This is a genomic window from Acinetobacter sp. YZS-X1-1 (assembly GCF_000804305.1).
Taxonomy (GTDB): domain Bacteria; phylum Pseudomonadota; class Gammaproteobacteria; order Pseudomonadales; family Moraxellaceae; genus Acinetobacter; species Acinetobacter variabilis.
This window is the reverse complement of the sequence record NZ_JWHB01000028.1, coordinates 31,192-45,859: the sequence shown is the minus strand read 5'-3', so window position 1 is coordinate 45,859 and position 14,668 is coordinate 31,192. Positions and strand designations below refer to the sequence as shown.

General features: G+C 40.4%; 14 protein-coding genes and 2 pseudogenes. 7 read left to right on the top strand and 9 right to left on the bottom strand.

What is annotated here, in order from left to right; genetic code table 11:
* Positions 1 to 96 precede the first annotated feature (96 nt).
* Entirely contained in the window at positions 97 to 1,497 is a 1,401-nt protein-coding gene (locus tag RJ01_RS13095) for a serine hydrolase (RefSeq protein WP_034171410.1), read from the bottom strand.
* Between the two features lie 459 nt (positions 1,498 to 1,956).
* On the opposite strand from RJ01_RS13095, the gene RJ01_RS13090 reads away from it, so the two are divergent.
* Together RJ01_RS13090 and RJ01_RS13085 are read left to right on the top strand one after the other, a co-directional pair.
* On the top strand, positions 1,957 to 2,205 hold the full coding sequence (locus RJ01_RS13090) for a hypothetical protein (protein WP_004784054.1): 249 nt from the start codon (positions 1,957 to 1,959) through the stop codon (positions 2,203 to 2,205).
* 127 nt (positions 2,206 to 2,332) lie between these two features.
* Entirely contained in the window at positions 2,333 to 2,542 is a 210-nt protein-coding gene (locus RJ01_RS13085) for a hypothetical protein (protein WP_034171414.1), read from the top strand.
* On the opposite strand, the gene RJ01_RS13080 is transcribed toward RJ01_RS13085, so the two are convergent.
* Positions 2,539 to 3,177 carry a LysE family transporter gene (locus RJ01_RS13080; RefSeq protein WP_034171409.1) on the bottom strand — a complete coding sequence of 213 codons (639 nt, stop codon included), beginning with the start codon at positions 3,175 to 3,177 and terminating at the stop codon, positions 2,539 to 2,541. The genes RJ01_RS13085 and RJ01_RS13080 overlap by 4 nt on opposite strands.
* A 225-nt stretch (positions 3,178 to 3,402) precedes the next feature.
* Positions 3,403 to 3,969, bottom strand: coding sequence for an FxsA family protein (locus RJ01_RS13075; RefSeq protein WP_004784060.1), 567 nt, complete (start codon positions 3,967 to 3,969; stop codon positions 3,403 to 3,405).
* A 125-nt stretch (positions 3,970 to 4,094) separates the two neighbouring features.
* Between RJ01_RS13075 and ruvC the strand changes: the two genes are divergently transcribed.
* Positions 4,095 to 4,640, top strand: a complete 546-nt coding sequence (ruvC, locus tag RJ01_RS13070) for a crossover junction endodeoxyribonuclease RuvC (RefSeq protein WP_004784062.1) — start codon at positions 4,095 to 4,097, stop codon at positions 4,638 to 4,640.
* Here the strand turns inward: ruvC and RJ01_RS13065 are convergent.
* Together RJ01_RS13065 and RJ01_RS13060 are read right to left on the bottom strand one after the other, a co-directional pair.
* Positions 4,637 to 4,918, bottom strand: a complete 282-nt coding sequence (locus tag RJ01_RS13065) for an acylphosphatase (RefSeq protein WP_004784063.1) — start codon at positions 4,916 to 4,918, stop codon at positions 4,637 to 4,639. The two genes, ruvC and RJ01_RS13065, sit on opposite strands and share 4 nt — an antisense overlap.
* Before the next feature lie 11 nt (positions 4,919 to 4,929).
* Positions 4,930 to 6,387, bottom strand: a complete 1,458-nt coding sequence (locus RJ01_RS13060) for a bifunctional ADP-dependent NAD(P)H-hydrate dehydratase/NAD(P)H-hydrate epimerase (protein WP_034171408.1) — start codon at positions 6,385 to 6,387, stop codon at positions 4,930 to 4,932.
* Between the two features lie 23 nt (positions 6,388 to 6,410).
* Here RJ01_RS13060 and queG point away from each other — a divergent pair, with 23 nt between their 5' ends.
* From queG to bioB, 3 genes are all read left to right on the top strand, one after another.
* On the top strand, positions 6,411 to 7,505 hold the full coding sequence (gene queG, locus RJ01_RS13055) for a tRNA epoxyqueuosine(34) reductase QueG (RefSeq protein ID WP_034171407.1): 1,095 nt from the start codon (positions 6,411 to 6,413) through the stop codon (positions 7,503 to 7,505).
* Positions 7,506 to 7,611: 106 nt separating this feature from the next.
* Positions 7,612 to 7,830: a hypothetical protein gene (locus RJ01_RS13050; protein WP_005236211.1), complete on the top strand. Its 219-nt coding sequence runs from the start codon at positions 7,612 to 7,614 to the stop codon at positions 7,828 to 7,830.
* Between the two features lie 140 nt (positions 7,831 to 7,970).
* Positions 7,971 to 8,972, top strand: coding sequence for a biotin synthase BioB (bioB, locus tag RJ01_RS13045; protein ID WP_034171406.1), 1,002 nt, complete (start codon positions 7,971 to 7,973; stop codon positions 8,970 to 8,972).
* Positions 8,973 to 8,982: 10 nt separating this feature from the next.
* Here bioB and RJ01_RS13040 read toward each other — a convergent pair whose 3' ends face one another.
* Together RJ01_RS13040 and RJ01_RS16870 are read right to left on the bottom strand one after the other, a co-directional pair.
* Complete coding sequence (locus RJ01_RS13040; RefSeq protein WP_034171405.1) at positions 8,983 to 9,210, bottom strand: hypothetical protein; 228 nt, start codon at positions 9,208 to 9,210, stop codon at positions 8,983 to 8,985.
* Positions 9,211 to 10,224: 1,014 nt separating this feature from the next.
* Positions 10,225 to 10,428, bottom strand: a pseudogene (locus RJ01_RS16870) (DDE-type integrase/transposase/recombinase); the annotation flags it as partial.
* Here RJ01_RS16870 and RJ01_RS16615 point away from each other — a divergent pair.
* Positions 10,422 to 10,562 (top strand): annotated as a pseudogene (locus RJ01_RS16615) (hypothetical protein); the annotation flags it as partial. The pseudogenes RJ01_RS16870 and RJ01_RS16615 sit on opposite strands and share 7 nt — an antisense overlap.
* A gap of 45 nt (positions 10,563 to 10,607) precedes the next feature.
* On the opposite strand, the gene RJ01_RS13030 reads toward RJ01_RS16615, so the two are convergent.
* Both RJ01_RS13030 and RJ01_RS13025 read right to left on the bottom strand, forming a co-directional pair.
* The gene (locus RJ01_RS13030; protein WP_034171404.1) at positions 10,608 to 13,586 is read right to left on the bottom strand and encodes a hypothetical protein; all 2,979 of its coding nucleotides are present in this window, start codon (positions 13,584 to 13,586) and stop codon (positions 10,608 to 10,610) included.
* A complete protein-coding gene (locus RJ01_RS13025; RefSeq protein WP_052209100.1) occupies positions 13,583 to 14,668 on the bottom strand; it encodes an OmpA family protein in 1,086 nt (361 codons plus the stop codon). The genes RJ01_RS13030 and RJ01_RS13025 overlap by 4 nt, the downstream gene beginning before the upstream one ends.

Below are 14,668 nucleotides of genomic sequence, written 5' to 3'. Positions count from 1 at the left end.
CTTCGACTACATCATCCGTTCTGGTCAGTAATCCTCAAAATTCATGAATTAAAAAAAGCCCGCATTGTGCGGGCTTTTTACTATCTTAAAGCTGATTTATTCCTGTAGTAATTGAGCAGCCAGTTTTTCAATATTTCCCATTTCAGGATGTACAGCAGCAACATTAGCTAAAATCGTAACTGCCTTTCTCTTGTTTAAATCAATCATCAAAATAGCAGAATGCCCTGCGGTATTTCCCCCATGCCAAATGATTTTGGTGCCATTGTCCTGTTCTCGCACAAACCAGCCCAATCCCAATTGGTAGCTACCTGCTTTTTCTGTAGTTGCTTGCTGAGTTAATTGTACTGCCGCATTTTTTGCATCGAGCTGAGCTTGTGCAAATCTGGTTAAATCTGAAGCTGTAGAGAGTACACCGCCCGCGGGTAAAAAGGTATCAAATGTCCAGGTGGTGATTTCTTTTCCTTGGGCATCAAATGCAGGCACAAGTTGCTTAGCTGCTTGATCAGGCGAGGTATAGCTATTTTTCATCCCATACTTTTTAAATACATATTCATTGAGTAACTCAGTAAAATCCTTATTTTGCGATTGACTCAAACTCTGTCCCAATAAAGCCACAGCCAAATTAGAATAATGTGGCACTTTTCTACTGTTATTTGCATGTTCAAGCTCTAATGAATTTTTTAAATATTCTTCCAGTTTAGCTGCATCATATTCCTTATATGGATCAGTATCATCATCTACTTCCAAATTACTCGGTAGTCGTGGCAGTCCAGACGTATGATTGGCTAAATCCTGAAAGCGAACCTGAATATTGTCCTTAAATAGAAATGTATAATAAGGATTAATCTTGCCATCTAGCTTAAGTTTATTTTGTGTCACCAGTTCAGCCAATATGGTTGATGTCATCACTTTGGCCAGAGAACCAATCGCAAAGACTTTGTCCTGATTGGCCTTGGCCTGGATTTTGTCCTTATGCTTCTGTACCCCATAGTAATGGGGTTTGTCCTGATCTAATACCGCTATCGCTACTTGAGTTTGTTCTGGAAAAGTACGAGTAGCATGATAAATTTTCTCTGCAATCTCTTTTGGATAGCCTTGAATGGTATTGACTGTCTTATTATTTGCTGCAGTAGATTCGATATAGGGCGTAAATAAAAGGCCGGAAATCTGTTGATCATTATTCAAACTCATGCTGAGTTTCAGACGGTCTTTTTCAAAGTTGGCCTTATAGACTGCAGTCTCTTTACCTTTAGACTCTATATACTCAAGACTTTGTATTTTGCCGAGTTGCTGCTGTAAGTCTTTAGAGACTTTTTCAAACATATTTAAAGGAATCGCCTTTTTCGCTTCAGGTGAAAACTTTTCAAAAATTGCTGCATAATTTTGCGCATTAAAATCCTGCTGAAACTGGGTAATAACTTCCCTTTCAATATCCGATTGTGCATAAAGACTGCTCATACAGAGCAAGGATGATAAAAACAGTGATATTTTCTTCATGAGATCAGTATTGTTCCTTAAGTTTATAGTGCACTTTAATAAAAATTATTGAAATTAAACATTTTTATAGACTTAATACAGTGCAACGAATAGTTAAAAAATAAGCAAAATATATTCCATATCATTCTATTTTGTGGAGCAGATCAATTCATCTAAGTTCTTGCCCTGTCTATTTCCCATTTTATACTTGTTGTTCTTAAGCTCCACTCGAACTGGTTCAAAAATTGCTTATGAATTGATAGATAGCATAGTTAATTATTCCAGAGAAATTTCTCGAAATAACTTAATAATGTTATGCACTTAGCCAATTATTACTTGTTTTCCTCACTAAGACTTGGGTAACTTTTTGTTATATGACTTGTCAGCGTCTAATTGCATCATTAATATGACATGTAGGCCTAAAATAAAAGTCCGTGAAAGATAACAAAAAAAATATCAGAAATGTAATGGAGCTTAGCAATGTACTATCAATATCACTGTGCGTGCTGCGATAAAGTTGTGGAAGCTGGCCAAAAAGAATGTCATGCTTGTGGCTCACATAATATTCGCAGCCCTTATGGTTTTTGGATTTTATGTCTGGTGGCCTGTCTGGTTACTGCAATCGCGTTCAAGGTAATGCATGTTTATATCCAGTCACAGCAGCAGGAAGTGCCAGCTCAGTCATCATTATTTGATGTGCTACAACAAGATAATAAACGTCCGCGCTAATTTTCTTATCCTCCAGCAAGACCTGACTTGGATCAGGTCTTTTTTATGCAATTTTAACTTGAATATGAAACGCTGCCAGAATAGAAAATTTGAATTACAATAAGTCATCTTGCAGTGAGAGATGAAAATGGTCCAGTTAATTAAAAAAGGCGGCTTACGTGAGCGTGCCAATCGCAGTCGCAGTTATCAGGGTTCGGAAAATACTGAGACTACCCTTAAACCGAATCGTTATCAGTCTCCAGTGCAGAAACAGGATAATCTGGTTTCTGACGCTTCCGCTGCACAGCAGCTTTTTAACGAAAACTCCTCTGTTACCCCATCGAATTTAGATTTTTAGTTCATTAGAACCAGCGCGTCATACCATAACCAGACTGCAAAAATCAGGAATAACCCGCCTGAAATCATATCGATATAATTTCCTGATCGCTGGTAAGCCTCTTTAATTTTAGGATGGGAAATTAATAGCATTAGTAAAGTAAAAGTAATAAAGGTTTGCAGCGGAATAATCACTGCCAGTTGCGCTTTTAAATAATCAGAAGCTGATGAACTCAGTGCAAGTGAAAATACGCTACTGAAATAGATCAGAGTTTTAGGATTCGACAGATTAGTCAATAAACCCTGCATAAAATAACTTTTTGGTGCTTCTACAGTATTTAAATCATCTTGAGTTTGATGTCTGTTCTGAAAACTTTGCCATCCGCCTTTTAGCATGGCCCAGCCCATTTTGGCCAAAAATAACCCACCGATGACCATCAATACCTGTTGAATCCAGGGAAACTGGTCGATCAATACGGTAAAGCCTGCTAGCGTCAATACCACCCAAATTACGATCCCCGCTGAAATTCCAGCAATCACCTTTAAGGCATTCATACGTGTCGTAGAGGCTGCACTTTTTGCGATAAGTAAAATGTCAGGACCGGGGCTTAATTGAGCTACAAAATGTAGAAAACAGATGGTAAAAAGCAAAGACATTTAAAAAAGATCAAATGGTAAAAAAACTATTATAACTTTTGTTTAACGAAATTAGAAAGTTCCAATAAAAAAGCCGAATCATGAGATTCGGCTTGAAGTATTTATATTAGACTTCTTGCGTTAGTCAAAATTTAAACAGCCCAAAGCTACATTTTATAAGGTTTTAGCTAATTCAAAAATTAGGTAAAACAATACTTTCACAAGAGGTCTATTGAAAGCGTGATTTTATTTCTTGTTCACATCTTTCATTTCAATTTTCTTGGGTTCCGGGGTCACTTCACGGGCTTCACCATCAATAATGGTTGAATCCCTATGACCACCCTGCTGGTTCTGCATATCCTGCATTTGACGCATCATTTCAGCAAACGGGTTTTGACCTGCACCGCCACCGACATCGCCCATCATGCCACCCATCATTTTTTCCATCATGGCTTGCTGACGTTTCATCATCATTTTCATCATGGCTGCCTGGAAAGCACGTTGTACAGGTGGAATCAGCATTAATACCGCAAGTACATCACTAATCAAACCAGGAATCAGCAGGAAAAAGCCGGCTAAGATCTTAGGTAAATTATTCGATAATGCCGGATCTGCACTCATTTGTCCCATCTGCATTTGCTGCATTTGCGGCATAACGCCGGCCGAATATTTCCGGATTAGGTTCATACCGATAAAGAAGGCCGCCACGAACCAGAAAAATACGTACCACATGCTCCCGACAAGGTCACCCACGCCAATCCATACAAATACTTCGAGGACTAAGCCGGCCAGGATAATAAGAAATAATTTCATGAAAATTAATCTAATCTCAGTAAAATAAATATTAGGATGCTGTAATCAACTGCTTCATCAGGATCAAGCTTTTTTGATACGCTTATGTAACAATATGGGCATTATTTTATTTTTAAAGTGCAGGCATGTCATTAATTATTGGGATTGATCCCGGTTCGCGTCTAACAGGTTACGGTATCATCCAGAAAGAAGGTTCAAAACTTACTTTTGTTGATGCGGGAACGATTAGAACTGAAACAGCGGAAATGCCTGAACGTTTAAAACGAATCTTTGCCGGTGTAGAACGGATTGTCAAATTTTACGGCCCGACCGAGGCTGCGGTGGAACAGGTGTTTATGGCACAAAATCCGGATTCTGCTCTTAAACTGGGTCAGGCTCGTGGTGCGGCAGTGGCTGCCTTGGTGAATCTGGATCTGAAAGTTGCCGAATATACGGCGCGGCAGATCAAACAGTCTGTTGTGGGCTATGGCGCTGCAGACAAAGAACAGGTTCAGATGATGGTTATGCGTATTCTGAACCTGACAATCAAGCCGCAACAAGATGCTGCCGATGCACTTGCTGCTGCGATTTGTCATGCCCATGCTTCAGGCAGCATGAGTAAAATGGCCGTATTGAATGCCTTGGGCGGTATGGCACGCGGACGCAGCCGGGTCAGCACCCGCCGCCGTTAATCTTCGGTTAATACTTTAAAGTCTTGAAAATCCGCGTCTTGAAGATTCAAACTCTGCTGATGTATTGCAGTGACTTTTGCACGTTGTGGTCCAGTTCTGCTGAGCTGGATCATTTTCCGAACAATCGCTTCCTTCCCAACAATGATAGCCTCAACTTCGCCTGTTTCCAGATTACGTACAAAACCCTTTAAACCTAATTGAATTGCTTGTTGTTCGAACCAGCGACGGTAGCCTACACCCTGCACTTTGCCCTGAATGATTAAATGAATGGCCTGCATTTTTATTTTCCTTAGTGGTTCACAACCTGGTAAATGGCATGTTTCATATCTTGCGCCTGTAAGCCGCGTTCACCCTTTTCCGCCAGTACATCACCTGCAAGTGCGTGCAAAGTTACGATCTCGTGTAAATGGATAGTATTTCTAAATTGGGCTTTCAAACTGGCGATCATGCCAGCAAGTACATCTCCCATTCCTCCGGTTCCCATACCGGCATTGCCTGCGGTACAAATATAAAGATCATCCTCTAAAATCAGACTACCTGAACCCTTGAGCACCCATTGTCCCTGATATTTTTGCTGGAGCTGTTTAATTGTCTGAATGCGATCTGCTTCGACTCCTGATGCTTTCATTTCTAGCAAAGTAGCCGCTTCACCCGGATGCGGTGTTGCATAAGTATGGGCATTCAAATTTTGTGGTGCTTTTGCCAGAAACCACAAGGCATCTGCATCGAGAACTGTCTCCAGTTCTGATTGCTGAATCAGGTCAAACCAGTAATTATATTGCTTCTCAGCCCAAGCATCGCGTCCTAACCCCATACCAAAACAGACAGCATCCACATGACGAACTAAAGCTTGGCGTTGCTCAGCATCTAGCGCATTAATATCACGCAGCATGATATTCGGAGCACGTGACAAAATGGCAGTATGATGTTTGGCATCACAAACCACAGTGACCTTACCTGCACCAGCAGCAAAGGCTGCCTCAGCTGCCATAATGACCGCACCGCCCATATCGGCATGCCCCCCAATTACGAGCACATGCCCATAACTGCCCTTATGTCCAAAAGCTTCACGTTTAGGCAGATGAATTTGAGTCGAGGAAAGTTGGGCCATCGGCAGAAGTTCAGCATCGGAAGGAATAGCCGAGATGACCTCTACCTTGCCGGCATATTCTTTGCCTTGTCCGGTAAATAATCCCGCCTTTAAACCTAAAACAGTAAAACTATGATCTGCCTTAATGGCAACCGGCAAAGGCTGGCCTGTATTGGCATGCAGTCCGCTTGGAATATCCATTGCAATTTTAAGACCTTGCTGGGCATTAACGCTTTGAATAATCTGTTGCCAATTTTCATTCAGATCACGGTTCAAACCGATCCCAAATAAGGCATCAATATAAACATCATATTGTTTCTGAAAATTAAAACCTGAATAAGTAGGTATACCGATTTGCTGAGCTTCCCCGATTGCTTGAGCCAGATCCTGTGATGGACCGGGTTCTGCTGCATAAATATCTATTTCAAAACCGACCTGTTTTAAATATTTTCCTACCAGATAACCATCACCGGCATTATTACCCTGACCGCAACAGACAGCGATTTGAGTCAATTGCTGTTGTTCCAATAAAGGGATGAGTCGCTGCGCAATCGACCATGCCACCTGTTGCATCAAACCATAAGAACTATTTTGCTTGCCAAACCAGCGCTGCTCCCATGCTTGTATATCGCGGCTATGATAAACTTGCTGCTGCATTTCTTATTTCCTGTTTCTGGTTTATGACAACACCCGATTCCCAAGCGCAAATTCAAGTTTATCAACAAGATCCGAATGAACTGAAGGCGTGGATCAAAGCGCAGGCACGAGAGCTGGGTTTTTCTGATTGTGTCATTGCCAAACCGGATGCTCAAGCAGAATTAGTACGTTTGCAGGAATATTTAGACCGCGGCTATCACGGTGATATGAAGTTTTTGGAAGAAAATCTGGAAAAACGTGCCGATCCCACACTGCTTATTCCCAATACCAAATCCGTGATCTGTGTACGAATGGATTATCTGGTCGATCTTCCAGAACCGCGTCTAGTGCCCTATGCACCAAATTCTGCGATTATTGCCCGTTATGCCCGTGGTCGTGACTATCATAAAACCATGCGCGGGCGCCTAAAAATGCTAGCTTCTAAAATTCGGGAAAAAGTCGGTGAATTTGAATCCCGCCCCTTTGCAGACTCTGCTCCTGTATTTGAAAAATCACTGGCCGAAAGTGCGGGCATGGGCTGGACCGGTAAACATACTTTATTAATCCATAAAAAATCCGGGTCTTTCTTTGTTTTAGGTGAGCTGTTTAGCTCACTGGAACTGCCCTTTGATGAGCCTGCAAGCAAACATTGTGGTTCATGCACAGCCTGTATTGATATTTGCCCGACACAGGCTATTGTTGAACCGTATATGCTGGATGCACGTCGCTGTATTGCTTATTTAACCATTGAATATAAAGGAATCATTCCAGAGGAGTTACGTCGAGGGATTGGTAACCGGGTTTTTGGTTGTGATGATTGTCAGTTGATTTGTCCGTGGAACAGTTTTGCCCAGAAAACCAATATTGAAGATTTTCATCCCCGACATGGACTGGATCAAGTGAGTTTACTGGATCTCTGGCAATGGGATGAGGCTACATTTTTAAGCTCAACTGAAGGCAGTCCATTACGTCGTACCGGCTATCAAAGCTTTATGCGCAATATTGCGATTGGCTTAGGTAATGCGCCTTTTGATCCACAGATTGTGCAGGCATTACAAGCTCAGCAGAATCAACATGATGAGATTGTACAAGTTCATATTGACTGGGCCATACAAGAACAATTGGCAAAATCCCGGTAAATTTCAATTTTTACTTCGGTTCACATTTTCTCGTCAAAGCCTTACACAGTTACTGTGCAAGCTATGGCATAAAGGAAAAAGAATGGAAATAAAGCCGGAGGTGGATATGCAAAAGTCATCTGATACACAACATCAAAATCAGGAACAGCTTGAAGAGTTGCAACATCAACACCAGAAGCAGCAACAACAGCAACAGCAGCAGTCACAACATGGCCCGCTTGGCTCTCCAAAAAATAACCAGCACGAACAAGATGAACGTGTATTAAACAAGCAACATCGTAGTGATTTACAAAACCAGAATATTCACGGAAATCATCGTGAATAAAGTCTGATCAAGTGTTCAACAACAAAGCCCACCTTGTGTGGGTTTTGTTTTTTTCTATAACGTCATATTTTGCTAATGAAGACGGCGATACTTTTACTTAAGATGGAGCCTGATAAATAAATATGAACAAGGATGGACAGATGAACAGTATTGATCCAATACGTAATGATTGGTCTCGTGCAGAAATTGAGACCCTGTATCAACAACCTTTAATGGACTTACTCTTTCAGGCTCAACAAGTTCATCGTCAATATTTTGATGCCAATACCGTTCAGGTCAGTACCCTGCTCTCTATTAAAACTGGTAAATGCCCGGAAGATTGCAAATACTGTTCTCAGTCCGCACATTATGATTCCAAACTCGAAGCGGAAAAACGGATCGCAGTAGAAAAAGTAATTCAGGAAGCTAAAGAAGCTCTGGCTTCTGGCAGTTCACGCTTCTGCATGGGAGCAGCATGGCGTAATCCGCATGAACGTGATATGCCTTATGTGCTGGACATGGTACGTGAAGTCAAAGCACTGGGACTCGAAACCTGTATGACTTTAGGCATGCTGAATGCCTCACAGGCAGAACGCCTGAAAGATGCTGGTCTGGATTATTACAATCACAATCTGGACACGTCACGTGAATACTATTCACATATTATCAGTACCCGCAGCTTTGATGACCGACTAGATACACTGGATCATGTGCGCCAAGCTGGCTTGAAAGTGTGTAGTGGTGGCATTGTAGGCTTAGGTGAAAGTCGTAATGACCGGATCGGTTTATTGTTTGAGCTTTCTACACTTCCGATTCACCCAGAATCTGTACCTATCAATATGCTGGTGCCAATTGAAGGCACACCGATGGCAGATGTTGAAAAACTGGATGTGATTGAATGGATTCGAACTATTGCAGTGGCTCGCATTCTGATGCCCGAAAGTTATATCCGTCTTTCGGCAGGCCGTGAATCACTGACTGACTCAGATCAGGCATTGGCATTTATGGCAGGCGCCAACTCAATTTTCTCAGGCGAAAAACTGCTAACGACTCCAAATACAGCCAAAGGTCGTGACCAGCAGCTCTTTGAAAAATTGGGACTGGTAGCAGAACAACCTAAGCCAAGCATCCGCGCATTGGCGACTGATGCAATGGCAAGTTAATTGAAATAATTCAAGATGCTGAAAAGTTATGTGCAGTAATTAAAATACCATAACTGGCATTCAGAAAATCACCGATCCGGATCTGGTCTGTTCCATTGGCATGATGTACGACCAGCTCCTGCGTCAGTGCATCAAAGCTGAAAGAGTCATAACAGTCCTGATGCAGGCTTAACCAGTGCAAAGTGTTAGCCAGATTTTCATCTACAATATAGGTTTTGGCATGGAAATCTTTGCTCATTTAAGCCTTCTCATCATGTGGTACTGGTAATGATTTTAACGGATATGAGTTTAGATTAAATATAATGGATATAAAAAAGTGAGCATATTGCTCACTTTTTCTTGCAGTATTTTTTTAATCTCTTTGGGTACCACATTTGCGGCATTCCCAATCTGCCCCAATTTCCTCCATTTGCTGGTATTCATAAATGTGCAGACAAAATATTTTTTTTAATAATCGAAGCATTGCTAAAACTCCTGTAATTATTTTTTATCAGCTTCCTGATCTTTCTTCCTGAAACATCCATGATTTTGGTTTAAAAATCATGTTATATTTATTAACATATTTTTACATTCTGTCAAATACACTTCATCTGCTTTTTAAAGTTTTCTTCGATTCAAACATCATCATTTCATAGGTTACTGATTTATAGAAGTTATCTTTAATCAATAAGGTTTTTATAAGACAAGAAATTGAGCTTTAAACTATTCTATAGGCTATATAACGCCTGATTCAGTCAATATCAGGCTTAGAGAGATTCGAAAAAAGACTGAAGATAGATTCAGGCTTTCTATAAATTCGTTCAAATAATTTTGTCGGAATCATTACAGTGTAGCTAACTACTAGCCAGAGTTTAATGCTTTTAAATTCCTTAAATTTTCTCTATAAAATTGAAATTTGAAAGCTGCTTTCTAGTTTGAAATAGATCATAAAAAAGTGAACCAGAATCTGCTTTAGTGCCAACTAAGAAGAAATGATCAAAATATTCTTCGCCTTTACCTGGAATGATCTATTACCTACTAAAAGATTTTTATAATGAATTTTTAGACCAAGCAAATTCGAATCGATATCACGCATATGTATTACCTGTACCTATGAACCGTACCGGGTTTGTCGGAGACAGTTTATTTAAGTTAGGCAACCTGATCTAAGGATTGCATCTTTTCATAATACGTTGACGTTGCTTCAAACTTAAATAGCGAAACATATCCAATCGTACTATGCAGCCGTTTTTTGTTAAACCTATCTACGTAGTTCAAGTGCATCCAGAATCATATCTGTATTCATCCGTGTCGATACCTTCCAACCTACAATTGCCCGTGAAAATACATCAATAAAAAATGCAGTATAGACGCAACCTGAATTCGTCTGAATATATGTGAAGTCAGTAACCCACAGGTGGTTTGGTTGCTTTGCACTGAAATCACGTTTCACCAGATCATCAGCTCGTTTTTGATTTAATGGCTGAGCAGTCACCAACGGGTGAGCTTAAAGCCTGGCAAGGTAAATCACCTTCTACCTTTGCAGGCAACTGGAAATTACAGAATGGAAATGATTTAGATAGTTATCACGTTGGTACAGGGCACTACCATGATAGGAACATCATAAATTAGACAATCATTATCATGTTAAACCTCTCATTGCATTTTGATGCCAAAATATAGAGACTTTTCCTGTTGTGATAACAGCTCTTTTAAGATCGTCTTAATTTTAGCATTGCCATCATCTTGAATTGTATTGTTGCTACTATCGGTAATGTTTTGACCATTACTTCCTACAATTGGCAATATACCTGAAAGTGCCCATTGCTGTGTATAAGCGGGATACATATCGTTAATCACTACATTGCTTAATGCCATACTGCCAGTATTTTTCACCATAATCCGGTAAATCAGACATTGATTCGGTTTCAGGTTTTCATTTTGTACGGTATACATTGCATTGATCACTGCCGCGGCATTTGCCATACTGCAATTTTCAACTTTGAATTGCGATTTCATAATTTTTAACTGATTCGGACTGACCGTAATCAAGTTCGTATTACTTAAATCAGCTAATGTCATGTCTTTCCCTACATTATCCGGCTTGGCAATCAGCTTAACTTGACTACTCATACCATTGTTGGCCGTTGATGGGGCTTCAACTTTAATCAATAAAGTGACCGATTTATTCGGTTCAATGATATTGCTTAATTCTGTCTCTGTGCCGGATAGCAAAGTATCACCTGCATCTAGCGTGTCATTGCCATTTTGATCCAAAAACAGGGTGTATAAAAAGCCATCGGCACGATTGACTGGGTTAAGATTGACTTTTACTTTAGTTTCATTTTCCACGCCATAATTGGTCAGACGGTGCAAGAACACATAGCTTCCCCCGATCCCCACCTGTGCACTTTGATCATTGCTTAATTCCAATGCACGTTTCTTAGGCTGGGGAATCACGGCATCCAGAATAATGTCAGCCAAGCCCGATTGAAGTGACTCAATTGCAAACCAGATATTGGTGGTCGTTGTCACAGAAGAATAAACGGTCACGACTGCGCAGAGCTGTGTAGTGTTATTGGCGGCAACATTCAGTTGAGTAATCTGCTGAGCACTTATACCCGTTTTACACTGTGCAAGATCTGCCTTATAAAATTCAATTTTTAAACCAGAACTAAAGGGAGTAATACTATTTTTAACCAAGGTTGAATAGTCACCCGTCCCCAGTGTTGGTTCAATTTTGCTACTAGAGGCATACAGTTGATAATCCTGTGCCAAATTGCCGTAATTCTGAATATTGAGCGGGAAATAAACTTTGGTGTTACTGTCTGATTTTTGAGTCCAAAGTGGTGTGGAACCGGTTCTACCCTCTTTTCCAATTACAAACATGCCAATACCTGTTTCTGTTACGGGTGCACCTGTTTTGTTATTGGACAGATCAGTTTTGGTAGCCATCATTGTTTTTACAGTGGATGTATTATTGCTCGAGTCAATATCAGTTGAAGTGGTTGTCACTAGTGCATTATTCACTACATAACCAGTATATTCTCCTGTTGCATCTTCCTTGGCTTTTAGCTTATTTAGAGTAAATTTATACTTGGCGAGCCCTTTGATAGTACCCAGATTTAATCCACCAGATGAAAATAATTTAGTTACTGCATCATTAGGTAAAGTCGGGCAAGTTGATGTTGTTCCTTCATTAGTTATAGCTTCACAGCTTAAAGTTGCCGCATTTACACCCGCTGTTTCATAAGCTAAATTAGCAAGAATATTATCTTTTAAAATAACTTCATCAGCATCCACTTTAGTCTTGTTGGTTAATTCCAGCGTGTAAGCAAGATATTGGTCTTTATACACTTTAGATAATGATTCTGAAGTTAAGCTCTTAATTATTTCTAGATCGGTATCATCCTCCTCAATAGTAAAATTTAAAGAATTGTTTAGAGAAGCCTGGCTACAAGTGTCCAATGCAACGGGGATGACACTTGCCATCGTGGCAAATTTAATAGGTAAAGTTTTATTTCCTAAGGATTGCTTATTATCTTTAAACTCTAGGACCAAACCATTAAATTCCACACCCTGTTCATAATTTAAACCTGAGTTATAATCAGGTTTATAAGAAAAAGTAACTTCCCCGGTACTTGTATTATAATTTAGTCCATCATCTACAGTCAGTTCTGTAAAAGTCGTCCCCGTCGCACCATTACGCTTCTTTAGAACATAATCAACATTATAGATTGCTCGTTCCACCATAGGAACACTATCTGCATAGGCAATATTAAATTTCAAGGTCGGCATTGCAGTTGATGTTACATTCCCCACCATTTTAAACAATAAAGGCACTGTCCCAGTTGCATTTTCAAAGGCACTTCCATTATTAGCACTAAATTCAACCACAGGTTTTAAACCTGTAATCGTAATATCATCAAGGAAGTTTCCTTGTGTGCCAGATGTGAGAGCCTGAAAACCCAAAGAATAAACACCTGAGGCTTGGCTGACTTTAATAGTGCCCGAATATGGCTTCCATGAATATAAAGAACTACCTGAAGTTGTTGCTATATTCTGTTTGCTTGTATAGCTACGCGCAGCATTTGTGGTTGTATCCGTGACAATACCTATCGAAAAACTTGCCTGCTCACTCGTACTAATACGGCGAGTATGCTTAAAAGAATAATTAAAACTTTCATCCTGAATTAAACAGACATTTTGATATAAGGTTGATGATTCTTCAGCATTGAGTTCTGCATATTGATTTGCTGAACTCGATGTATAATCACCTCCATTGGCAACTTGCCATGTTGAATTAGCATATGCTCCTTGACCACGCCAAATTTCAATCAATCGGCCTGCCTGCCAAAAATTATCAGCCGTCATAACTCTATGCGTTGTTTTCCAGCCTGTAACCAATTGTTCTGGGAGCGCTACATTTTTGGCACCACTACCAGACTTACCATTTTGCTGATAATTAACATAAATATTCGGCTGACTGAAATCTAAATTTAAAAAACTACGTTGAATTAGGTTTGGATCTGTGGTTGTTGTTAGCTGTTTATCCGCCGCTGCATAAACTTGCGCCATACCGCCGAGCAATAAAACTGTAGATGCCAAAACATGAGGTAAATATCGCTTGATCATACTGTTATTTCACCTTCACTTTTTGCTGTCTTGACTATTTGTAAATCTTGCCACTGCGGTAGATATTTAATTTCAACCCCATGTGCATCTGCAACCTGCAGAACCACCCGACGGCTTTTAGCTTCAGCTTTTTTCATTTCTGTATCAGTTTGAAAATCAACTGTACCCTTGGCTTCAGTCGTAATATTTGCAATATCCATACCCTGTACTATAAGATAATCTTGCACTGACTGAACACGGCGCTGTGCCAGCTGTATGTTATAGCTCGGGCTTGCATGCCGATCGGTATAACCCTTTAAAACAACAGACAATTGTGGATATTGTTTCAATTGGGCTACCCATTGTTGCAGAATCGTCTGACTGGCTGGGCTTAAATCTGCACTGTCCCGGGCAAAATGTACAATATTATTGATCTTTAAACTATTAGACTGTTGATTTAATTGTACTTTAGCTAGAGGCCAAAATTTAGAATTTACCCCCTGACAGCCCTCTTCATTGAGCTGCTGCACTGAAGGCAACTGCTCTGGCTGCCATCTGATATCGGTGCGCTGTACACCTGTAGATTCAACCACCTGATATAAAGCCTGTTGCACCGCATTAAAAGGTTCTTGGGAATGTCTCCAGCCCAACTCGCAATATTCTGCTGCAGCCCAAACCAGCATTACTTCTGCATGTGCAAGACTTTCGGGCGCTTTATCAATGGCACCCTGCTGTTTCAAGTACTCCACTTGCCACCATAAATCCCGACGCATGACTTGTGACACGCTTAAGATTGGCGTGGTTAAACTCAAATTTTGCTTGGACTGCAATCCACTGACAATACTTTGGGCCTGTTGCAAAGCTTCCTGCCCTGCAACGGTTAAACTGCGTTCGGATTGTTGATTGACTGCATAACTTAACCACATTTTTGCCTTGTAAGCGTGATAGCGCGTCAGTGCATCACCATCAACATCAGTATATTGTTGTAAAGTAATGGATAAGGTATCTATTTGACGTTGAGCATCAGCAGCTGAAAAGGGTTCAGCATACACCAAGCTGTTCCCTAAAAATAAAGCTGCAAGTAGTCCAGTAAGTTGTTTCAT